The organism is Paenibacillus sp. J5C2022 (assembly GCF_025567625.1).
Taxonomy (GTDB): Bacteria; Bacillota; Bacilli; order Paenibacillales; family Paenibacillaceae; genus Pristimantibacillus.
Genome location: NZ_JAOQJC010000013.1, coordinates 141,326 through 163,936 on the forward strand (window position 1 = coordinate 141,326; position 22,611 = coordinate 163,936).

Here is a 22,611-nt window from a genome sequence, read left to right on the forward strand (position 1 = left end):
GAGCTCAAGCGTCAGGTCGAATGAATGGCCTGTCACTTGAGCTCTTCTTCATTGTGTCCGTTCGGTGCTGCCGGATTGCGGAGGCCATCCGGGTGCGACAGCTTTAAGCCGATGCGCGTAATGCGCATCCGATTCACTTCCTCGATCATAAAGGAGTATGTCCGTCCTCCTTCACCGTAATCCACCACCTGTCCAGGTACAGGCGGAAAGGCGTTGCGGGAATAGATCCACCCTCCTATCGTATCGTAATCGTCGCTGCTGATGCGAAGACCGAAGAAGCTGTTCACTTCTTCGATCAGCGTCATGCCGCTCATACTGTAGCAGCCGTCTTCCCGCTTCTCCAGCCGGGAGCCGTCGGGATCGAACTCATCCTGAATATCCCCGACAATCTCTTCCATAATATCTTCCAGCGTCACTAATCCGGATGTTCCGCCGTATTCATCGATGAGAATCGCAAGTGCCGATTTCTGCCTCTGCATCAGCTTCAGCAGCGTACTGATCGGCATCGTCTCCGGCACGGTGGTAACGGTCCTTATCAACACCCTGATATCCGTCTCGCTTGCGGGATGCTCTCGAATCAAATCCTTCATGTGAATAAAGCCGATAACATTGTCTTTGTCCCATTCATACACGGGATAGCGGGTGCGCATATGTGTAATGGCAACTTCCTTGCTCTGCTGCAGCGTCATCGCCGCATTCAGACAGATCATGTCCGTGCGGGGAATCATGATCTCTCTTGCGGTTGTGTCCGAGAATTGAAAGATATTATCGACCAGCATCAGCTCGGTGCCGTCAATCAATCCGCTTTGATAGCTCTCTTTCATCAAGGAGCGCAAGTCCTCTTCCGAATGGGCGCCAGGCTTCCTGTACCTGCGGCCATACGCAATAAAAAAATGAACCGCTGCAAAAACAACATGCAGCACAACAAGAAAAATAACGCTTCCAATTGACATGCCTGGCGGTAAAGGATCGCCCACTGCCTCCCTGCATCCGGCTGCACACATCGCATCGTACACTCATGCTTGCAATGACGTCTGCAGGTGCACCTCCCTTATATTGAACTCCCATCTCTTCTATTTTATTCGGCAATGCTTATGCAATATGTCGACGGCCATTCAAGAAATGTTCAAATCTCTGCAACGAATTGCTCACGCAGCCGCATGCAGCAGTCACGAACAATTTGATATAATGCAAGAAGCTGTCGCAAATGCGGAAGCATGAATAGATGTTCAGGAGGCATTCTGCAATGAAACGAATATTTTTACTCATAATGGTCATGTTGTTCGTCGTTCCTCAGGCTGCGATGGCGCATTCCAAGCTGACGGAAGCCGTGCCGGCTGTCGATGCCGTTATCGAACAATCCCCTGCTGCGATTGAACTCGGCTTCAATACAAAGATTGAGAAGCTTAGCACGTTCAAGCTCTATAATGAGGCTGGCGAGCAAATGGAGGTGGAAGGAATAGCGGCAAGCGGCGACAAGCTTAGCGGGAACGTTCCATCCCCGCTGGACAATGGCAAGTACACCGTGAAATGGACGATTATCGGCGCTGATGGCCATGCGGTAGAGGGGGATTACAGCTTCACACTGGATGCACCTGTTGCGGAACAGCCGTCGAAGGAGCCGACATCCGGAGAAGCAACTCCGGAGCCGTCCGCAGTGCCTTCACCTGAACCGACGCCATCGCCTGATGCCGGGAGCAATGCGGGCAATGCGGACCGCCCAGCCGATGGCGATGATCCGGTTAAGCCAGAGACGGATTACACGCTGTTCATTATTATCGGCATCGTGCTGATTGCAGCCGCTCTAGTCATCGTGCTGCGGAGGCGCAAGTAATGGCATACATCAGCGAAAGCCTGCTCTACGTAAGCTTCGCTATTTTGGCGGGTGCCATGCTGCTTCGGCTTGTGCCGGAGCAGCTCAAGCCGACGCTGACTGTTCCCCACTGGCTGCTTATCGCCTGCGCGGTCGCCATTCCCGTCCTGTCCTTCATTCCTATCCATCAGTTGAACGTATCATACGCGGCATCCTTCGAGCTCAGCTATTGGGAGATGCTGAAGAGCTTGCTGCTGGATGTGAAGGCGGGGACGGCATGGACGTGGACGCTGCTTAGCTCGCTGGGGCTTCTATTCCTGCTTAGCGCACGCTCGTTCCGCAACGACCGTCACATGCCGAAGGTCGCTCTGTTCATCGTGCTCTTGCTTGTCATATGGCTCGGCTATGCCAGCCATGCTTCATCTCTAAGCAGCATGAAAGGGCTGATCGTACATACGCTTCACTTTCTCCCTGTCACCCTGTGGCTTGGAACGCTGTTCGTCGTCGGTATGTTCGCAGTGGACGGCCGGAACTGGGAGTCCTGGCTGCGCTGGTTCTCCCCTCTCGCGGTCGGCTGCTCGCTGCTGGCGCTGGCAGCCGGCTTCACACTGATGACGTTCACGACGCCGCAATATTTGAACGGATGGATGCTGCCTTACGGTCAAGCGATGCTAATCAAGCACCTGCTGATCGTACCGCTGCTTCTGCTTGCCTACACGAACGGATTCCGCTACAAGTCGATGCTGAAGCGCAATCCCTCGTTCATGCCCGGCAGATGGCTTCGCGCAGAAGCCGTCGTTGCCGCGCTTGTATTGGCTGCAACCGGCTACATGGGGCAGCAAGCGCCTCCTCATGACGTGAAGGTGACGCTGGGAAGCGTGCCGCCTTCTCCACTGTTCACCTCGCTCTTCAAGGGCCCATTCAGCCCGGATATGGGAGTGAAGCTGCAATGGAGCATGGAGAGCATCCTGATGCTTATCGCTGCCGGCCTGATGGCATACGGCATACGGTCGGCCTATCGAATCGACCGACCGTACATCGCATTGGCCTCCGGCCTGCTGACAGCCGTATTCGGCTATTTCGGACTCATGTTCGCCATGTCTTGAGACACTGCCTTTCCGGCGATGTCTCATTTTTTTTCATGACCATGCCCTGCTGCATAATACCCGCACACATTGTACGCTCTGTTGCCTTTACTGGGCAACAATCGTAATGGATGCTTCATCCTGAACGGAAATTGTCCATTTGCCGGCCGCTACATAAGGGGTCGCAACCCCAGATCCCGATCCCGATACGATGATACGATCGGCCTCCGACGGTTCCAACGGCAGAATGACTTCGCCGAGAACGCCGCGCGGAAGACGAACATCCACTTTAAACTCACTTTCTCTACTTGTCCAGCTAACTCCCACAATACCTTCAGGGGTATTCAGTTTTCCTTCCGCCCAATGCAACCCTATTGGCTGTGGCGCAATTCTCACTTTTTTGAATCCCGCCTCCATAGGCGCAATGCCGAGAATAATCCGCGGAAGGAAATGGGCGGGTGCTACACTCCAGCCGTGACAATAGCTCCTCGTCGGATAATCGGAAGACCATCGACCGGGCATATCCTCCCAGCAAGTCGTGCTTCCTTGCTCCAGCATATATCCCCAAGTTTCCTGAATTTCCTGAACAAGGGGGGGCAGCATGCCCGCCTTCTCAAGCGCCTGCAATTTGAAATACCGCATAAATGGGGTTGCGCAACGAACAAAGTCGGCAGGAGGCTCGACCAAGCGAGACAAGAGCGCCGATTGCCGCTCTGGCAGAGCGACATCATGAAGATAACAAAGCAAATTCGTCTGCTCGCTAAATACCGAACTCAGACGTCCATCCTCATGGATACAATCCGCATATGCTTGCCGCTGCCCACTCCATAAATGTGCATTCATTCCATCAATGATGGATGCCCGAAAAGCTCGAAGCTCCATAGCGTCCTGCTTACAGCCGAAATTATCCGCTAATTGCGCTGTCCTGCGGCAGCTCTCCGCCAACCAAGCGTTCACATGGGTTACAATCGCTCCGTCCGGACAGTCCATATCCGCCCAATCCAGTAAATTCCAGAAAGGTGAACGGATCAACCCCGTACCTTCATCGACACATTCATCGCGGAAGTAATGGATTTGCTTCACAAGCCACGGGTACATTTCCTCCGCGAACGCGGCGTCTCCCCAGTAGCCGTAATATTCCTCGCAAGCAATCGACCAGAGCAAGCTCCAGGTAGAGAGTACATTGACCCATCCACTTGGCACTTGTGATTCCACGATGGGGGAGCGATTCATCGACGAAGCCGCAAGCCTTAAGCTTCTGCGAACCAGCGGGGCAGCGCCGGCTAATGTGGACTGCACCCCGGACATGACGTATGCGTCACCTACCCAGAACGCCTGCTCATAGGTGGGACAATCAACAAACGCATCATCACTGCATAATTGTGCTGTTCGGCGGCTCATCTCAAAGATTTGATTAAGCCTTTCATCGCCGCAACGGAACCCGCCAATTTTGGGAGAGGGATAGGTTCGCTGGATACAGCGCACAAAACGGATCTTCAAATCTCCATTTAAGTCGGACGCTTGAATCCCCCAATATCTGAACCCTCTCTGGATGAAGGAGCGATAGCGCTGCCAGCCTTTGCGCGCTACGTAGCGCAGTGTATTATGCATGGAATGCATATGCACGATATTCCCGCCCCGGTAGGCTTCGAATCCATAGCCGTCGATAATAGCGCCTTCCTCCGCACAGATCTCGAACTCGATCCAGCCCGCCGTCATCCGTTCGAATTCATAAATAATCCTGACCGCTTTCCCGGCACCGGGATCCCGCAGAAGGGTATAGTCCCCATTTCCGCCGCAGCTGCTGTACAGCCCCTGGATTTGATCCCTCGCCAAGCTCCCGGAGAGAACAACGGCATCCGTAAATTGCTGGAATACATTGGACACGTGTTCCTGCCCATGAGGAATAACCCGCATCCCTTCAAGCGCAGATAGTGACTTCCATGAGCCCACTGAGGCAAGTGATTGAGGCTCCATCGAATCCTCCAACAGAGGCGCGCCGAAGAAAACAAATCTGCCCCCCGATATACCGGTGAGCCGCGGCTCCAGCCCAATGGAACGCCCGCTCTCCACCTCTTGAAAGGAAACTTGAAAATGATAATCGTGAGCCGTCCCATCTATTAAAAAAGAAAGCAGATGTTCTCCCTTGTCCATATAAACCTCATAGTCATATAAACCGCTCCAATGACTGCCGGATACATCTCTCGAAGTAGCGGCCTGTCCATCCACATAGAGCTTCACATTCATCCCTGAGGTACGGTCCTGGAAACAAAATCTCACATGAAGAGGACTGTCCGGCTTAACCGTCGTTGCAACCATGCCGCATACCGTATTCGGACTGGCATTGACAACTCCGGGCAGCAGCCATTGCCTCAAATCCATACTCCATGCGGGCTCAGGGAGCGCAACCATCTCGCAGGACTTGATGCTCGCAGGATACATCTCGTCCTCCGTTAACAGCGGGATGTCTCTTGGAATTAGCTTTATCCAAGGCTCGCACCCAGCAGCTCCAAGGAGCAGCGCCTCCCTCCACTCCTCATTGTCAACAAAACCCGCTTGCTTCCATCCAACAAGCTCCAGTCCCGCGTCATAATGCTCCGCATAAGCTTGCTGCGAAGAAATACGAGGCGTAGGACTGCCGAAGGAGCAATGACGCCGCCACTTCCAATCATGGCTGCTTACTACATCCAGCATCTTGCCGGACAAGGAATGACCCGATAATCGCGCCAGCAAGCCCGGTGATCCAGCTATATATTGAAATGTGGACGTATTCAGCACATGAACCAGAACGGCAATGACATTGATCCCTGGCTGCAGCCACGCTTCCACCTCATACGTGTCGTAGAACCATTCCTGCGTCCAGCCGCGAACAGGGCCTTGTCCGATAAAATGTCCGTTCAACCAAACCGTGTAACGGTAATCCGCTGTAATATGCAGCAAGGCTTCGTTCACCGGCTCCGATTGAAATTCATGGCGAAAGCAAACATAAGATGCCGCATCCTGATTGAATAACATGGCATGGTCAAAGCTGATCCATTGCGCTTCTCCAAAATCCGTTAACGCAAGTGTCATTCGGATTACATCCTCTCTATTCGCCCGATAAGCTTCTTGAAGCTGACCTAGTTACAATGACCCGCTAATAGGCAGCATTCAGCTAGCCTCCCTTGCCTTTTATATCTTCCAATGATACGAGACGCTCCCCATACTCGGTGTCTGCTCCGGCCGTCGGGGCGGCCCACTTGACCGCGTTGGAAATCACCTGCAAGATGTCCTTGTTATGATAGGTTGGATAAGTTTCGTGCCCAGGCCTGAAATAAAAAATTTTCCCTTTGTTTCTGCGATAAGTGCAGCCGCTCCGGAACACTTCTCCTCCTTCGAACCAGCTGACAAATATTAATTCATCCGGCGCTGGAATATCAAAGTGTTCGCCATACATTTCCTCACGCTCCAGCTCAATATATTTCCCTAATCCTTCTGCTATTGGATGAGAAGGATCGACCACCCAAAGCCGCTCCTTCTCGTCTGCGATGCGCCATGATAAGCCGCATCCCGTTCCCATCAGCTTGCGGAACAGCTTGGAGACATGACCGGAATGCAGGACGATCAACCCCATTCCTTCCAGCACTCTCTTATGCACGCGATCTACGATGGCGTCTTCTACAGTCTCCTGCAACATATGGCCCCACCAGATCAACACATCCGTTTCGGCCAATACGTCATCCGTTAATCCATGCTCGTCCTGATCCTGGGTCGCCGTTCTGGCAACGATGCTTTCGCCCGCTATCCCCTTTGCGATGGCATGGTGCATACCCTCCGGATAGATGCGGCTAACGCGGGGATCCACCTTTTCATGATAATATTCATTCCATACCGTCACTCTTATCATAAGCTTTTGCCTCCCTCCCGTTTCCTGTCTATAGTTTAACTTCGGAACCCGTTTCCGCAGACTTATAAATGGCGCTTAAAATCTTAACCATATCCACTCCGAATTGAGGCAGAATAATAGGTTCGGCTCGCCTCTGCACACAATCTACAAAGTGGTTGATATTTTCCGTGTGAGGATGTATGTCGGCGGGGAATTTAGGTATAATGTCGCAATGAATCCCCTCAATATCGGTGAACAGCTTGCAATCCCGATCAGTAAGCTTCGCCCCGGCTTGCGTGCCGCGCAGCTCCAGATAAGCCATCTCTTCCTCCACATGAGAGGCCCAGCTAAACTCGATTTGCAACGTAGCGCCATTATCAAAACGAATGAAACCCGAAGCCAAGTCCTCAACGTCGTTTCTATATGCGGCTTGCGTGTGCGGCGACTGCACCGATTGCGACAGCCGAAGATGCTTGTCGCCAAACTTGCTGTAAGCAGCTCCAACAACGGATACAGGTTTTGGACTGCCCATCAGCCATACGCTTAAATCGATAAAATGAATGCCCAAATCAATTAAAGGACCGCCGCCGGATAACGCTTTATTCGTAAACCAGCCGCTGCCGGGAATGCCCCAGCGCCTTTGCCAGCCGCATCGGCCTGTGTAAATGTCTCCCATATGGCCTTTTTCTATATATTTCTTCAGAAACTGCGATTCCGCGCGAAACCGGTTATTGCGGGTAACCATCAGAATGTTTCCGCTCTTCTTGGCTTCATCCGCCATTCTCTGCGCTTCCTCCGGATTGATGGCGTCCGGCTTCTCGCAATAAACATGTTTGCCCGCATGAAGCGCGGCGACGGAAACTTCGGAATGAAACAGATTTGGAGTCGTTATATCCACCATATCGATCTCTTTATCGGCAAGCATTTCACGATAGTCGGTGTAAATGCCGGCGCTCCCATGTTCATGGGCCATCGCCGCCGCAGCGTTTTCATTTACGTCGCAGAAAGCAACGATTTCAACCTCCGGATGAGCATTCCACGCCGGCAGGTGAGCGTATTTAAATATATTGCCCGCTCCCACAACACCCAGCTTTAATTTTTTCAACAACATCTTCTCCTTCTTGCGCACAGATTCATAATGAAATGGAATAACGAAATACGGGAACAGCTAGATCCGCTCCGTCTCGAAGATTGCATACAGGATTAAAGCCTTTGCCGTACCATAGCTCCACTCTGTCAGGCGCGCTCTCCCTCAGCTTTACGATAACGGTATTGGAATTTGCACGGTCCAAGCGGCAATCCATTACAGGAAGAGCCGCCCCTTCATGCTCAATTCGAAACCCGCGTATATCCTTGCCCGGCCGCAGCCCCCCGTTGACATGCTCAAACTCGATACGAAGCGTCGTTCTTTCCCTATCCGCAAAAGAGCAGCACCGCACGCGAGGGCCTCTTTCATATGCGGCATCCTGGAAGCATAGCCTTCTAGCTAGCAGCGCAAAGCGATTGCCAAGCTTCTTTAACGCGGGCGTGCTCAGATGAATGGCGTCGGACAAGGAAAGATCGATCGTCGATACGAGCGCGACATGTGACAGTTCGCTTTCCATATGGATTTGATCCAGCTGAATGCCGTTCCATACCGGGAATACATCCCCTTCCCCCAACCAAGTGTTCAATTGAGCATAAAAGATAGGCAGCTCCGGTTGCCCCGAATCACGCCTTAACGCTTCTATAAATGAAATAAATCGTTGCTTGTACTCCGCCGCCTTCTTCCAATCCGCAGCATCCGATTCGCCTTGGTACCATAAACAGGCTCTGACCTTCCCTCCAACAGCGGACACTCTTCTAAACATGGAGCCGTAGAACGATTGACCGCCATCTGACAGCCCGGCGGGGTCCCACTGCTCCATATCCGTTCCTCCATGAGCGCACATCAGCAGTCCGATCGGAACCTTAGAGTACTCTTTCATCGCCTTGCCGAAGCTTATTCCAAGACCCGCACCAAACTCTCTAAAAAATCTCTCTTGCCTCGCCGCATCTTCCTTCTGTCCCTCTGGAACTTTCCAATGAACGGGGTCCGACGCTTCGTTAAACCAGCACAATGGATCGTTCGCTATTCCCCATTGATCGTTCAGATAGAAGCATCTGACCCATGGCGAGGGGCGTTCCGTCCCTATAAGCTTGCCCACGCCTTCCATATTGGATTGTCCCGCAAGAAGATACACATCGCCGACACCGATACCATTCCTCCGATCTCGATATACAGCTTCCCCGCCGTTGCTGTAAGCCACCACTTCCAAACTGTAATCCCCCGCTAATACCCCTTGAAAGACGCCCTCGCAACTATTTCCATCCACTTGCAAAGAAATAGTGTATTCGCCAACCGCCTCTTTTTCTCCTAGAGGACGCAAGTGGCATTGCATGGACAACTGCCGCTTTTCCCCTTGTGAAATCTGAAGCTTGACGGGAATGTCCGCATATCCTCTATTATCCCTTTGATGCACACTGTATGAATGCGGATATTCCAATTGGAAAACCCCGTTTTCAGCCATCGTCATATCCTCCTTTCCACCATATTCGGTTATTGTTATTCCTTTACGCTTCCAAGCACAATGCCCTTCACAAAATACTTCTGCAGAAACGGGTACAAAATCAAGATAGGAAGAGCTCCCAGAAAAATTTGCGCCGCTTTCATCGTTCTGTCGGACACCTCGCTAAGCTCCTGCATCTCTTGCAGCGTCACGCTGCTTAAATCCCGTTGAATGATTATGGTTTGCAAATAGCTGGAAAGCGGATATTGATCTCGGCTGTTCATATAGATCAAGCCGTCAAACCAGGAATTCCAATGGCCGACAATTGAAAGCAGCGTAATCGTCGCCAGTCCCGGCAGTGACAACGGAGCATAAATGCGCCATAATGCCGTCCAATGACTGGCCCCGTCTATGAATGAAGCTTCCTCCAGCTCTTTCGGCAGCCCCCGAAAAAAGTTAATCATAAGAATGACGCTGAAGACGGGCACAGCTCCTGGAATAACAAGAGACCAGATTGTATCCAGCAAATTCGTATAATTGATCACCATATAAGTCGGAATGAGTCCGCCGTTGAACAGCATGGTGAATACAAATATCCAGACCATCCATGTCCTTCCCCGGAACGATTTGGTTTCCTTGGATAACGGGTAGGCTGTCAACAGAACCATTAGCAGTTGTATGGAAGCTCCCAATCCAACCCGCTTCAGCGTAACAACAAAAGCTTCTAAAAACGCGGGATTCTGAGCGACGAACTGATACGACTTAAGAGTGAAATCCACAGGCCATAGGTTGACCTGTCCGGCCGTCGCCGCAGCGCTGGAGCTGAATGAAACGGCCAATACATGAACCAAGGGAAGAACGCATAACAACGACAGCAATCCCAAGAAGCAATAATTCGATAAGACAAATAGTGTGCGACCAAACGTACGCTGAACCTTCATCCTCTCTCCCCCTCTCGTCAAAAGATCCGGTAATTGGCGAACCGATAGGCGAGCCAATAGGAGATTGTAATCAAAATGAAGGAAACCACCGACTTGAACAACCCCATAGCCGTAGCTAAACCATATTGGGCATCCACTAAGCCCATCCGGTAAATCATCGTATCTAATACATCTCCGGTTTCATACACAATGGGACTGTATAAATTAAAAATTTGATCAAAACCCGCATTCAGCACATTGCCCAAGCTTAACGTCGCCAGCAAAATAATGATCGGCGAAATGCCTGGGAGCGTCACATTCCATGTCTGCCTCCAGCGTGAGGCGCCGTCAATCGCTGCCGCTTCATACAAGGTGGGATTAATGCTCGTCAACGCTGCGAAATAAACGATCGTGCTAAATCCAAATTCCTTCCAAACATCGGATAGGATGATGATGAAACGAAACCAGCGATTGTCGGCCAGGAAAAAAACCGCCTCTCCGCCCAACGCCTGAATGACTTGGTTCACCAATCCTTCCGACGGGGATAACAAATCCACGAGAATGCCTCCCAGAATAACCCATGAGAGAAAGTGGGGCAAATAGATGAGCGTTTGCACACTTCGCTTAAATGCGCTTTTGCTCACTTCGTTCAATAGCAGCGATACGACAAGCGGAACGATTAACCCCGCTATCATCTTCAGAACAGCGATTATGACGGTATTCCATAATACCGGAAACGTGTCCGGCAATTGAACAATATACGCAAAGTTACTCATGCCAATCCATTCGGAATCGAAAAAGCCTTTAGCAGGGATAAAGCGCTGAAAGGCGATCCCGATCCCGATCATGGGCAAATAGCTATAAATGAATAGGATAATCAAGCCTGGAATGAGCATGAGATATAATGGGAGTTCCCTGTATAGCTTTCCGGAAAACATGATATCTCTCCTGTCAAATCTCTTCTATTTCGCAGATTTGTACCACGCGTTGACTTCAGCTGTAATCTGGTCGCCGCCAAGCTGCTTCCACTGTGAAACAAACTTGTCGAACTCGTCGGGGGATACGGCTCCCATAATAATTTTTGTGAACGTTTCCAGCTCCAGTTTGTCTAAAATAGCCTGCTTCTCTACCATTGTTTGAGTTGGAGGACCTCCATACAGGGAATCGCGATAATGATCGCCTGCAATATATCCATCTACCACTTCCATCGTTTTCATAAAGGAGTATTGCACCCAGTACTTCGGATCTTGCGTCTCCATGTATTTCAGAATCTCATCGTAGGTCACTTTCTGCTCCGGTTTTAATTGGGAAGGATCCTTTGCCAGCACAGCCGTTCGAATCTCGGAGGCGTAGTTCATATTTGCCGTAACGAAAGAGGAATTGATCAAAGCGGTATTAATGATTTCAATTCCATCCTGCGATTTGCCGTATTTGTAGTTGCTTTCGATCGTCACCTTCTGAGGAGCCAGCTTCTCCAAGTACAGATTAGCCATCTTAATAACTGCTTCCGGATTGGCATAACCTTTCTTGACGACAAACCATTGGCTAAGCGGGAAATAATACGACAGCTTCAGCGGCTCTCCATTGACCGTTGGAATCGGATAGGCTACCCAATTGGCGGTCGGGTCCTTCTGCACAGCTTCACCAAGCGGCCAGTTCATTGCCCAGCCGTATCCGAAGTATAGACCCGCTTTGCCGCCCGTTATGCCTTCCAGCGCTTTCGCAGTATCCTTAACGCCGAACTCCGGATCGATAATACCGGCTTTGTACAGCTCCTGCAGCTTGGTCAAAGCCGTCTTCACTTCCGGCTGAATACTGCCGTAAGCCAAGCCGTCGCCAGCCGGATCTTTGATCCACATATACTGCTTCCAAGCTACATTGGACGGATTTCCTTGATAAGCATTGAAGAAGCCTTGCAGATCGGGATAGCCATTAATATCCTTGCTTATCGGAATTCCGTATGTGTCTTTCTTTTGATTGCCGTCAGGATCCTGCTCTGTGAAGGCAGTGGCTATTGCCAACACATCATCCCATGTTTTCGGTTCAGGCAGGTTTAACTTGTCAAGCCAGTCCTTGCGAACCCATAGCACCTCGCTGCCCGAGTAGTCTCCACTGCCCGTTACAGGCAGCGCCATTAGCTTGCCGTTCACCGTAGAGGAGCCGAGACCGCTGTCGCCGTATTCAGCGATCGCTTCTTTTAGAAGCGGAGAAGCATATTTGTTGAACGCCTCCGTCAAGTCTTCAAGCTGATCTGCTTCTACCAATTGCTTTAGCGTCTTGGCGTCTACAGAGAACGTATCCGGCAAATCGCCGGAAGAGATGGATAGATTAAGCTTCTGATAATACTGATCCGAGGTGCCAGTCGTAACCCAATCATATTTGAGGTTGATGCCAAGCTCTTCCGCGTAAGCTCTTGTCCAAGTATTGTCGTTTTCGTTGTCTCCGTCTATAAACTTTGTGCCCTGATTGTAATTGCGGACCGCTGTGAGCTCGATAGGCGTTTCATATTTGCCAAGCGGATCGGCCGGCTTCCCGGAATCATCGCTCTCAGTCGGCTCTGTTGCAGGAGAAGATTCTGGTGTTTGACTTGCGCCAGGACTGGTCGCTTTGTTGGTGCTGCAAGCCGCCAACAACATTGAGAACGTTAGTACAACCATCATAATGACTACAGTGATATTACGAGCCTTCATGTGTGTAACCCCCAATAGATTAATTTCAGAAGTTTCCTTCCTGTATTCATCATAAAAAAAATAGAGTCTCCCATCGACTCTAAAGATTCTACTTTCCACTCACTTTCATTGTCGTAAGGACGCCGACTCCCGGTCTCTGTATTCTTGCGGCGTCATGTTCGTCGCTTTCTTGAAATAACGGTAAAAATACCGATCATTATCAAATCCAAGCAATTTCGAGATGTCCTGAATTCTGAATGACGATTCCACCAGCATCTCCTTTGCTTTATTGATTTTGAGCTCGTTAATATAATCGGATATATTCATACCGGTATTATTTTTGTATAATCGCGAAACGTAAGCGGAGCTGTGCCCCACCACTTCGCCGATTCTGGTCAAGGACAGATCTCCCGCAATATTAGCCTGAACATATCGCTGGATTTGCTTTACGACATCCTTCTCCTGCCGTTCATGCCCCGCCCGCTTCTGGTTGAAAATCTGTTCCGCAAGCTCAACATAATAATCGGATGTTTCATTCCAGGCTTCATGATGACCCATGTGGGTCAAACGATTAAGGTCAACCCGCTGTCCCAGATCATTCCACAGGTTCCATTTGTTCAAATAACGAATAAACATTAACGAAAAGGAATATTTGATCTCCTGTTTGAGTGATTCCGGCGCTTTCGGGTGAAGTTGCGCGACATTCATCATTTTGGGATACTCCAGAAAAAACTGGTACCTTTGCCCATTCTCTAAATATTCGGCAAGCAGCTCTATTCGTTTGGCCCTCATCCTGCTTTGGTACTCCCATGGATCACTTTGATGCGAAGCCTGGTGCTTCTGCTCGGGCTCGAACAATAACAGTTCCGTTCCCATTCCGAGTCCATGACTGGAGAGAAGCTTTAATTGCTCGAGCTTATGGCCTGCTTGTGACCACTCTACCGCTTTATTGGCAACGGTTATGGAAATGGATAATTTCAGCAAGCTTTTGCATGTTCGCTGTACAAACTCCAGCGTTCCATGCACGAAGCGAGAGGCATGCTTCCACTCCTCCTCCGATACGGGCTTTACCGTATTTTGCAGCGCGGCAGAAGGCTGAACCAGCCAAATAAACTTGGCTCTTTCATACACCAAAGTCACAACGCAACAAGAAGGAGACAGACATTCCTCCACTATATTTTGAATCGCGAACAACAAGGGGGCCCGGTCGTAGCTGCTGTAGTGCTGATCCCATTCATCCACTCGTCCAATCAGCACAAGAACGCGATTACAGCTGTCCAGCGGCATCTCCAGATTTCGGAATTGCTCCGGCAGCGCCGATGTCACCGCTGAGTTTCCTTCGAGAATATCCAATAAATAGTCCCTTTGCAGCATAGGCAAAGCCTGCTTTAATTGTTGCTTCGCCTTGTTCACCATACTGTCCATCTGAAGTTCCTTCTCGATAGCGGCGATGGTCTGCTCAACGACCTCCAGCAGTACTTCATCGCCTTCCGTCTTAAGCAAATATTGGCATGCGCCATGCCTCATCGCATCCTGTATATAATCAAAGTCGCTATATCCGGTCAAAAAAATAACTTTACATAACGGCCATTGTTTGACGATAAGCTTCTGCAGCTGCAAGCCGTCCATTCCTGGCATGCGTATATCAGACAGTACAATATCCATTTTGGTACGCTCCAGCCAATTCAACGCCTCTTCGGGGTGATAAGCCCGGTATACCTCCACATTCAAACGGGTTTCATTCGTAAATAGCTCAAATAATCCATCCACCACATGGCGCTCATTGTCTACGATTAGCAGCCGATACATGTCTCACCCTCCCTTCTGCAACGGAATAATAAGCTCAACCTTCATGCCGCCCATATCGCTTCTTGATACGTGAAGACCCGCCTTTGAGCCGAACTTAAGCCGCAGCCGACTATGCACATTGATCACTCCCGTCGTCTCTGTCACCTGCTTGGCCATCATTATATCGGTTAGCTCCTGAAGCTTCCGGTCCGATAATTCGTCGCCATTATCCTCGATTGTAATGGATAAATAATCGGCATGCCGGGCAAAATCGATTTTCAGTCGAGCGTCGCTTCTCCGTTCCTCCAATCCGTATTGAAATGCGTTTTCAATAAGCGGCTGAAGAATCATTCTGGGAACGAGGATGTCTCTGCACGCACTAGGGATCTCGCTCCAACTTACTTCGACCAAATCACCAAAGCGAACCATTTGAATTTCGACATAGGATTTCGCATGCATCATTTCTACTTCCAGAGGCACTTCATCCATTCCGGTTCGAGTCAGAAAATGATAGTACTTGCTTAAGTGCTGAGTCATTTTCACAACTTTGTCCATATCCTCCACCTTGGCCAGTCGATATAAGACATAAAAGCTGTTGTATAGAAAATGGGGGTTGATTTGAGACTGCAGCTGCTTTAATTCAGCTCGTTGATTGCGGATTTGACTTTCATATACTTCATGGATCAGAACATTAAGCCGATCTACCATCGCGTTAAATTGCCCATACACATAATAAAATTCATCGCCGTTGGGATGGCGCACCTGAACGCTGAGATCCCCTTTTTCGACCTTGCGCAAAGCTCGGACCAAATGCCGAAGAGGACGATGGATATTGCGAAAAATCCAATAGGAGAATCCGATAATGACCGTAATCGAAAATAACGATAACAGCCACATCCAGACGGTATATTGGGTCAGAGGCTTCAGAAGCTGACTCTCGGGATAATAAAGCAGCAGCGACACATCAAGCTCCGACGATTTCTCATACGTAAGCAAATAAGAAGTGCCGCCGACATTCACACGGTCTTGTCCGCGACCTTGACTGTCATATACAAAGGAAGGCGACTCCATGGAAATCGCCTCCATCAATTCCGGCTGCGATTCCCCATTCAGCATCCATGAATTGTCGTGCCCGAGCAGAAGGGCTCCGCCCCCCTCGACTCCCGTTATTCCGCTCAGAGAATCCCGGATTTGTTCCTTTGACAGCTCTACTGCAATAAGAAACACGGGAAGACGATCTCCATAGTTGCTTTCCGGATAAGCGCCGCTGATAAAAAGACGCTCGTCCCAATAAATGAAGGGAGACTGCTTGTTATGCGACAGCGCTCGAACCGTCTCCGGCGGCATGACATGCTCGTCGTATCGATTCGAATATAAGATTTTGCCGATAAGCGGAATGTTCACGCTTGCTTCTCTCACATACAGGTTAGAGTTTTTCAGCAGCTCCAGCTTTTTTTCAATACGAAGAATAGCTGTGGTTCGGTCATGAACCGGCATGAGGTGGGACATATTGCTTATTTTCTGAAAATCATCATCAAACAAATATTCGCGTTTAAGCGTTTCGATTCGATTCATCTCGGACTCGAACGAGCGGAGATAGAAGTCAATATTGGACTCCATTGCGTCCATAATCTCACTGCGCATATTCCGCGCCGCTGATTGATTGATCATCAAGCTCATTACATACAGAGGACAGACCACAACGATAAAAGTAAGGACTATTTTCGGGAAAATAGTAAGTTGTCTGGCGTGCTGAAACCAATGGATAGGACCATCCCCCCTATATCGCATGGAGTTAAAACAAAGGCAAAGATTGCATATCTCTGCCTTTGATTATAACGAATATCAGGATTTGTCGACTAGTCTAAGAAATAGATCATCAAACCATGCCGTGCCGTTAACCCCCCACAGCTGCGCTTGCAACTGAACACTGGCCGCAAGAGGAGGCAGCGTGATCTTGCCTCTTACGTATGTCCAATCGTTCGTTCCATGCAGTACAGTCGTGCTAACATTGGCTTGCAGCCATTGGCCGTTGGAGTCCATTGCAATCGCTTGCAGCTGTGCTCCCATTGCGCCGGTGGCAACGCCTGATGTTTTGATCCAACCTCCAAATTCGAATTCCTTGCTCACCTGCAGGTTACTTCTGGATGTATGCCAGGCCGAGTATTGATTAGCGTTATTCGTAATTTTGAGCGACTTCTTCCCTTGATAATAGGTTGAATCATCCCATGCGAACGGCATGCCGGACGAAGTCCAGCTGGACCAGCCCGTTGGACCGCCAGTCCCTATTTCCATCCCCGCATTGGAAATGCCCGTATCCGCCGCAAACAATTCAAAGTCGTCAAACCATACGGTACCGGAAGCCGAATACAAATTGCCAACAATATAGAGGTACGCTGTTCCCGCGGGCGGATTAAAGCTGAGCGTATATTTCTTCCAGTCATTCGTGCCGCTTACGAATGGAATGCGATAGGTTGCAAGCACATTGTGCGCCGAATCCTTGGCCTCTACCGAGATAAAGGCGCCCTGCGTTCCGGCAACGGACAACGTCTTGATCCACGCCGACAATTGCAGCGTCTTTGTCAGGCTCACTGGAGCGTTCATCTGAGCGATCCATGCGGAATGATCCGTTGTTGCGTTCGTAATCTTCAACGATTTGTTTCCCCAGTGACGCGTGCTGGAATCCCATGCGAACGTTCCGCTTGATGATTGATTCCATGTCGTCCAATCGTCTGGCGACGTCGTTCCGTTCTCCGCCCCGCCATTTGGATTATCCGACTTTCTAGGGAATTTCATCGTAAACACTTCATTGCTGTCGATCTGGAACCTTGGATAATAACCTCTGAACCTGCCCCCGTTTTGGAGCGTCATCGATTTGGCGGAACCGAATTCATATCTGATCATCTGTGAAGCCGGAGGCTGATACAAGCTTAAGCTGGTTGCATTCTTCGTTACGAACTCGCCCGGAAACGTATCGCTCATCACATCTTCACTGCCGTCCGACCAATAAGCCGATGTGACGTTGCGCGGAACGATTCCTCCGTCCTCAATGAAATAGCCTCCGGCGTTCGGGCCTTGCACTTTTATCTCAATTCTGTCTGTATAGAAGTCATAATACAAGGTTTCATCACCCAGAACCGTCACTATCCGTTTGTGCGTAGAGCTAATATCCGAGAAGGTTACGGAATCCGCCTCATAGGACATTCCGCTCTGTCCTACGATGGACACATCCGGCTTCTCCACGAATCGAATGTCGTCAAACCATACCGTACCGCTATTTTCATAGAGGTAACCGCCAATTTGAACTGTGGCCGTTCCGTAAGGAACGGTTACATCGGATACAAAATACGTCCAATCCTGCGTGCCCACATTGGAGTAGGCGTCCGCTCCGCCCCTCGCCCCGAGGGAAACGCCGTTCGCATCGAAAAACTGAATGTTCAGATAGGCACCCCGACCGGCTCCGTTCGGCCCGTCTACTTGATCCGTTTTGATCCAATACGAAACCTCATAATGCTTGCCTGGAATAAAGTCGGTTGTCTGCTGGTACCAGGTTGAATTTGCGGATTGATTGGCGTTCGTTATTTTGAGGGAGCGGCTTCCGCTATGCCTCACGCTCGCATCCCATGTGAACGAGCCGTTGGCGTTATTCCATGAATACCAATTATCCGGTGCGGTCGTTCCGTCTTCCGCGCCGCCATTTTGCACCTTATCGGTAAAAGCACTGTTATTATATTTAAGCACCATTGGCGTCGAATAAAAATCCAAACCTAAATTTTGTCTGCTGTAGCCTTGTTTATCCTGCAAAAATCCAATAACTCCCGCTTTCTTATATACTCTGACCTTGTAACCGTTCGCAAAGTCGGAGTCAATCTCATAATAATCATAATCCGTCGAGTTGATGACGCTTAGCGTATCGGAATATGCTTCATCCCCAACCTGTACGGAGGCATACGCCGAAGCGGGGCCTTCGTTTTCCGATCCGTCCACAGCCGAAACTTTATAATAATACGTTTTGCCTTGTTCCACTGTGCGATCGTGGAAGGAAGGCGCTCCTCCCGGCTTTATCCATATTTCACCCACCTTGTTTCCCGGTGCAGGTGTGAATGCGCTCGTATCACTCCGATAGATTCTATAGTAGGACAAGTCCGCTTCCCCGCCTGCGGTCCACGTTATGCTCGCCTGGTGAAAATCCGGTGCTGCTGCATTCAAACCCGTTACTTGCGCAGGAGCCGTCTGATCAGGAATGTCCGAGTAATAGTAAATTGTATTAGCCGGAATCGTATCTGTAAACGAGGTTCCGCTTATGGACTTGGTTCCGAAGCTCGCCGGAATTTCGCCAAACTTATCGACTAAATCAATAGAAGCTGACTCGAACTTATATTTCCTGAACGTCGTATGAATGGAGTCCTCAAGCGTAAAGTTTACATCTGCGTCATTATTCGACCAGTTCACCACGATAATGGTGTGTTTGCCTTCTGCTGTTTGAATGATGGCGGGTATAATCGCTTCATTCGTAGTGGTCGCTTGATACGCTGTCGATCCTTTTGGTATAAGCTTATACGCCAGTGCCGTCGCCTTGTAGTTGGGTCTTGGCGTAAAGTTCTCCTGCTTGCTGCCAATGATGCCGAAGCCGTAATCTCCAAAGCTGGTAGACGTTTGATTGGAGCCGGAAGGCCATGTCCAGATATCGTCCGCGAACGACCATCGGCCGAACTCGCTGACACCTGCCCTTAATCCGTTGGCAATCAATGCGACGGAATTGAGTCCATCCTCCGCTCTGCGAATCGTGCCAGTTGGGGTATAATCGGTTATCATAATCGGTTTGTCAGCCCCATTGGGGTCATTGGCTTTAATGATATCGATGTAGCTTTTGATCAAGCTGACATAGGTTCCATCCGTCGCCTCCGCTTTGGTCTGTCCGGAATGGATGGTATACGCGTCGAGACTGGCGGAGATATTCGTTGACAGATCGTCCAGCCAGTCGGCTGTATCATGGTCGCTGTAACCGATCTCGGGACCAATCAGCTTTACGTATTGCAGCAGATTTTCGCTTTGCAGTCTGCTCCGCACCGCAGTCATGGATTCTTTGTAGCTCTTCAGCTTGCTGACGCCTGGCGGAGTCAGGAAGAAGTTGTTGGGCTCCCCGGAGAAGGAAACGTATTTGACATTCGTAAACCCTTTGGTCACTACAAGGTGTTTCACCATAGCAGCGATATGCTCCGCATACTCGGGGACCATGCCTGTATTAGGTCCGGTGTTCGACGCGTACTCGGCAGTGAGCCAAGGATACATGACTCTGGGATCGTCAACCATAACGTCTACAAACACGTCCACGTTCATATCTTTAAAAGCTTGAAGGTATTTATACAGCGAGTTCATTTCGATGCTGTTCCATGTAAATCCGGAATCCAGCATGACATCGGGGTCCGCATTGTCATTCGTCGGCTCCCACCAAGCTCCATCTAACCATAATCGGGCGACTGTAGAGCCTGTTTTTTTAAATTGCGTCATTAACACCGCCAAGTCGTCATCGTTGAAATCTTTAACCTTCCAGGAAGAATGATAGCCGAAGGGCATAACCGTTCCTCCCATGCCAAGCGTCGTGCCTTCAAAAGCTTTTGTGTTGTTTTTTAACGCGATGTCTACCGTCGAGTTAGCCGATACTTTGTCTGCGCTTTCAAAAATAATGATGCCTGACAGCAGCAGCGCAACGCTTGCAAGAAGCATGAATCGCAATTTGTTGCTTCTCATGATTTCCCTCCCGATCTCACATTAGGATGACACCAAAAATGAAGATTGTGCCTGATCTCACTATAAAGCAACTCTATTTTCCTTATCGACTATAAAGTTTCTACTTGTGACTCACCATTCTTGTTCTGGCCGATAAAACTCGCCTTCCGATAAGGGATTACGGAGCATGGAGATCATCCTGCTGCTTATCGCTGCCGGCTTGATGGCATGCGGAATACGGGCGGTCTATCGAATCGACCGTCCGTACATCGCATTGGCTCCCAGCCTGCTGACAGCCGTATTCGGCTGTTGCGGACTATGCGGGATGGCCTGCAATTGTCTAACCTGCCTCTTTTCACGCTCTAGCCGAGGATTCATCGCCTGCAGTTGCCTAACCAGCTACTTCTCGCGTCGCTGTTGATTTTGCCTGATGCGATCCTCCATCCCCTGCTCTGTCGCTTGATAGAAGCTCTTGGTTGCGAGCGGATCAGGCAAATACTGCTGCTTCACATAGTGATGCGGGTAATCGTGCGGATATTTGTAGCCGGTATGTCCCAGCTTGCTGGCGCCGCTGTAATGCGTATCGCGCAGATGCAGCGGCACCTCCGCGTTGCCTGTCCGTTCCATAGCCGCCATCACATTGCCGATTGCGATCGCCGTCGCATTGGACTTTGGACTTTCCACCGCGAACAAGATCGCTTGGGCAATATTATACTTCGCTTCCGGCCAGCCGATCTTATGGTAAGCGTCCATCGCTGTCACGGCTTGCACCATCGCCTGGGGATTCGCCAGCCCGATGTCCTCGCTGCATGCCACAATCAGCCTGCGAAGGAACGTCATAGGGTCCATTCCCAGCTTCTCCACGGCATACAGGAACCAGAACAGCGCCGCATCGCTGGAGCCTCTAACGCTCTTGTGGAAGGCGGACAGCACATCGTATTGTGTCGACTGGTCGGCCCGAATCGTCGGCTTCTGCACGGATTCCTGGGCTACCTCCAGCGTAATCCGGACAGAGCCGTCCGGCTCCGACGGCGTCGTGACGGCCGCCAGCTCAAGCGCATTCAGGGCGCGGCGGATATCGCCTCCCGCCATCTCCGCCATATGCTCCAGAGCCGCTTCCTCCACATGCAGCTTCATGAAGCCGAGGCCTCTCCCCGTGTCGACGATGGCCCGCCGCATGGCTTCCATCGCATGGCGCTTGTCCAGCGCCTCCAGTTGGAATAGCGTGGAACGCGACAGCAAGGCCCCGTTCACATGATGGAACGGATTCTCCGTCGTTGCCCCGATGAAGACGATAATGCCTTGCTCCACGGCAGGAAGGAGCGCGTCCTGGCGGGACGTGTTGAAGCGGTGCACCTCGTCCAGGAACAGTATCGTCTTCTTGCCGTACAGCGATTTCTTCGTGCGCGCTTGCTCAATTACTTCCCGGACATCCTTCACGGACGCATCGACGGCGTTAAGCTTGACGAAGTCTCCTTCCGTACGAAGCGATATAATATGTGCGAGCGTCGTCTTCCCGCAGCCGGGAGGGCCGTAGAGCAGAATCGATGACACCTGATCCCCTTCAATCGCCCTCCGCAATAGCTTGCCCGGCCCGACAATGTGCTCCTGTCCGATATATTCGTCAAGCGTCTGCGGCCTCATCCGGTCCGCCAGCAATCTGGCGCGCGGCCGCTCTTCTTCGTCATAGCTGAATAAGTCCATTTCATTGCACAACCCTTATCTATGATATATGAAGATCATAGCATAACCTCGCATGGCGTCTCCAGCACATCCTTAATGGAAGCCGCTCTTCTTCTTATCTCATTGGATAAGAACTTCAACCGCATGTTGCAAATGCGCTTCATGCGTCCGTGAGACTTCCCACGGTAAGACGCGTAACTTTCGTCCCATGTACCCGCCGCATTTATATCCTCGTGTCCGTGCAGTTTATTGGATTTCGTCTTGTTGTGCAGACTTATCCCACTTTGGATGCCTGATACGATTCGTGTTCCTCGGGTCGGTACTTTGCCTCCAGCTTCCTTCAGATTCCACCTCGCGATGGACACCCTTGCTCTTGGCGAATGGTTGGCAACTGCAAGCCCCCATAGCGGACTCTCACCGCCTAGCTACACGCCATGCGTGGCGCACATCAATAGAGATGATGCCTGTACAGACATCATCTCCTGGCAATGCTTATGACACTCCGCAAAGGAGTTCGTTTTCGTATAGCT

The 22,611-nt window shown here is 50.4% G+C and carries 15 protein-coding genes and 1 pseudogene; 2 read left to right on the forward strand and 14 right to left on the reverse strand.

Annotation, left to right across the window (positions count from 1 at the left end):
* Positions 1-32: 32 nt before the first annotated feature.
* Entirely contained in the window at positions 33-977 is a 945-nt protein-coding gene (locus M6D81_RS13135) for a hemolysin family protein (RefSeq protein ID WP_317259120.1), read from the reverse strand.
* Positions 978-1,246: 269 nt separating this feature from the next.
* On the opposite strand from M6D81_RS13135, the gene M6D81_RS13140 reads away from it, so the two are divergent.
* Entirely contained in the window at positions 1,247-1,834 is a 588-nt protein-coding gene (locus M6D81_RS13140; protein ID WP_262677356.1) for a copper resistance protein CopC, read from the forward strand.
* Complete coding sequence (locus M6D81_RS13145) at positions 1,834-2,919, forward strand: copper resistance D family protein (RefSeq protein WP_262677357.1); 1,086 nt, start codon at positions 1,834-1,836, stop codon at positions 2,917-2,919. Before M6D81_RS13140 ends, M6D81_RS13145 begins: the two co-directional genes overlap by 1 nt.
* An 87-nt stretch (positions 2,920-3,006) precedes the next feature.
* Here M6D81_RS13145 and M6D81_RS13150 read toward each other — a convergent pair whose 3' ends face one another.
* From M6D81_RS13150 to M6D81_RS13210, 13 genes and pseudogenes are all read right to left on the reverse strand, one after another.
* A complete protein-coding gene (locus tag M6D81_RS13150; protein ID WP_262677358.1) occupies positions 3,007-5,970 on the reverse strand; it encodes an alpha-L-rhamnosidase-related protein in 2,964 nt (987 codons plus the stop codon).
* A gap of 82 nt (positions 5,971-6,052) precedes the next feature.
* Positions 6,053-6,784: a ThuA domain-containing protein gene (locus M6D81_RS13155; protein WP_262677359.1), complete on the reverse strand. Its 732-nt coding sequence runs from the start codon at positions 6,782-6,784 to the stop codon at positions 6,053-6,055.
* A gap of 28 nt (positions 6,785-6,812) precedes the next feature.
* Entirely contained in the window at positions 6,813-7,874 is a 1,062-nt protein-coding gene (locus tag M6D81_RS13160; RefSeq protein WP_262677360.1) for a Gfo/Idh/MocA family protein, read from the reverse strand.
* A 22-nt stretch (positions 7,875-7,896) separates the two neighbouring features.
* A complete protein-coding gene (locus tag M6D81_RS13165; protein ID WP_262677361.1) occupies positions 7,897-9,312 on the reverse strand; it encodes a sialate O-acetylesterase in 1,416 nt (471 codons plus the stop codon).
* A gap of 35 nt (positions 9,313-9,347) precedes the next feature.
* Positions 9,348-10,232 carry a carbohydrate ABC transporter permease gene (locus M6D81_RS13170; RefSeq protein ID WP_262677362.1) on the reverse strand — a complete coding sequence of 295 codons (885 nt, stop codon included), beginning with the start codon at positions 10,230-10,232 and terminating at the stop codon, positions 9,348-9,350.
* A gap of 17 nt (positions 10,233-10,249) precedes the next feature.
* Positions 10,250-11,149 carry an ABC transporter permease gene (locus tag M6D81_RS13175; RefSeq protein ID WP_262677363.1) on the reverse strand — a complete coding sequence of 300 codons (900 nt, stop codon included), beginning with the start codon at positions 11,147-11,149 and terminating at the stop codon, positions 10,250-10,252.
* Between the two features lie 24 nt (positions 11,150-11,173).
* Positions 11,174-12,901, reverse strand: coding sequence for an extracellular solute-binding protein (locus M6D81_RS13180; protein ID WP_262677364.1), 1,728 nt, complete (start codon positions 12,899-12,901; stop codon positions 11,174-11,176).
* Positions 12,902-13,006: 105 nt separating this feature from the next.
* Entirely contained in the window at positions 13,007-14,689 is a 1,683-nt protein-coding gene (locus M6D81_RS31700; RefSeq protein ID WP_317259121.1) for a response regulator, read from the reverse strand.
* A 3-nt stretch (positions 14,690-14,692) separates the two neighbouring features.
* Entirely contained in the window at positions 14,693-16,339 is a 1,647-nt protein-coding gene (locus M6D81_RS13195) for a sensor histidine kinase (protein ID WP_262677365.1), read from the reverse strand.
* A gap of 174 nt (positions 16,340-16,513) precedes the next feature.
* Positions 16,514-20,419, reverse strand: a complete 3,906-nt coding sequence (locus M6D81_RS13200; RefSeq protein WP_262677366.1) for a carbohydrate binding domain-containing protein — start codon at positions 20,417-20,419, stop codon at positions 16,514-16,516.
* Positions 20,420-20,797: 378 nt separating this feature from the next.
* The gene (locus M6D81_RS31815) at positions 20,798-21,331 is read right to left on the reverse strand and encodes an AAA family ATPase (RefSeq protein WP_410795733.1); all 534 of its coding nucleotides are present in this window, start codon (positions 21,329-21,331) and stop codon (positions 20,798-20,800) included.
* Positions 21,314-22,102: pseudogene (locus M6D81_RS31820) on the reverse strand (AAA family ATPase); the annotation flags it as partial. The pseudogene M6D81_RS31820 and the gene M6D81_RS31815, both read right to left, overlap by 18 nt.
* 35 nt (positions 22,103-22,137) lie before the next feature.
* Complete coding sequence (locus tag M6D81_RS13210; protein ID WP_262677368.1) at positions 22,138-22,446, reverse strand: hypothetical protein; 309 nt, start codon at positions 22,444-22,446, stop codon at positions 22,138-22,140.
* Positions 22,447-22,611 lie beyond the last annotated feature (165 nt).

Excerpts from the sequence above, each read along its gene's own strand:
- M6D81_RS13140 (WP_262677356.1), top strand. The coding sequence starts at position 1,247 with ATGAAACGAATATTTTTACTCATAATGGTCATGTTGTTCGTCGTTCCT.
- M6D81_RS13145 (WP_262677357.1), top strand. The coding sequence starts at position 1,834 with ATGGCATACATCAGCGAAAGCCTGCTCTACGTAAGCTTCGCTATTTTG.
- M6D81_RS13150 (WP_262677358.1), bottom strand. The coding sequence starts at position 5,970 with ATGACACTTGCGTTAACGGATTTTGGAGAAGCGCAATGGATCAGCTTT.
- M6D81_RS13155 (WP_262677359.1), bottom strand. The coding sequence starts at position 6,784 with ATGATAAGAGTGACGGTATGGAATGAATATTATCATGAAAAGGTGGAT.
- M6D81_RS13160 (WP_262677360.1), bottom strand. The coding sequence starts at position 7,874 with ATGTTGTTGAAAAAATTAAAGCTGGGTGTTGTGGGAGCGGGCAATATA.
- M6D81_RS13165 (WP_262677361.1), bottom strand. The coding sequence starts at position 9,312 with ATGGCTGAAAACGGGGTTTTCCAATTGGAATATCCGCATTCATACAGT.
- M6D81_RS13170 (WP_262677362.1), bottom strand. The coding sequence starts at position 10,232 with ATGAAGGTTCAGCGTACGTTTGGTCGCACACTATTTGTCTTATCGAAT.
- M6D81_RS13175 (WP_262677363.1), bottom strand. The coding sequence starts at position 11,149 with ATGTTTTCCGGAAAGCTATACAGGGAACTCCCATTATATCTCATGCTC.
- M6D81_RS13180 (WP_262677364.1), bottom strand. The coding sequence starts at position 12,901 with ATGAAGGCTCGTAATATCACTGTAGTCATTATGATGGTTGTACTAACG.
- M6D81_RS31700 (WP_317259121.1), bottom strand. The coding sequence starts at position 14,689 with ATGTATCGGCTGCTAATCGTAGACAATGAGCGCCATGTGGTGGATGGA.
- M6D81_RS13195 (WP_262677365.1), bottom strand. The coding sequence starts at position 16,339 with ATGATCAATCAATCAGCGGCGCGGAATATGCGCAGTGAGATTATGGAC.
- M6D81_RS13200 (WP_262677366.1), bottom strand. The coding sequence starts at position 20,419 with ATGAGAAGCAACAAATTGCGATTCATGCTTCTTGCAAGCGTTGCGCTG.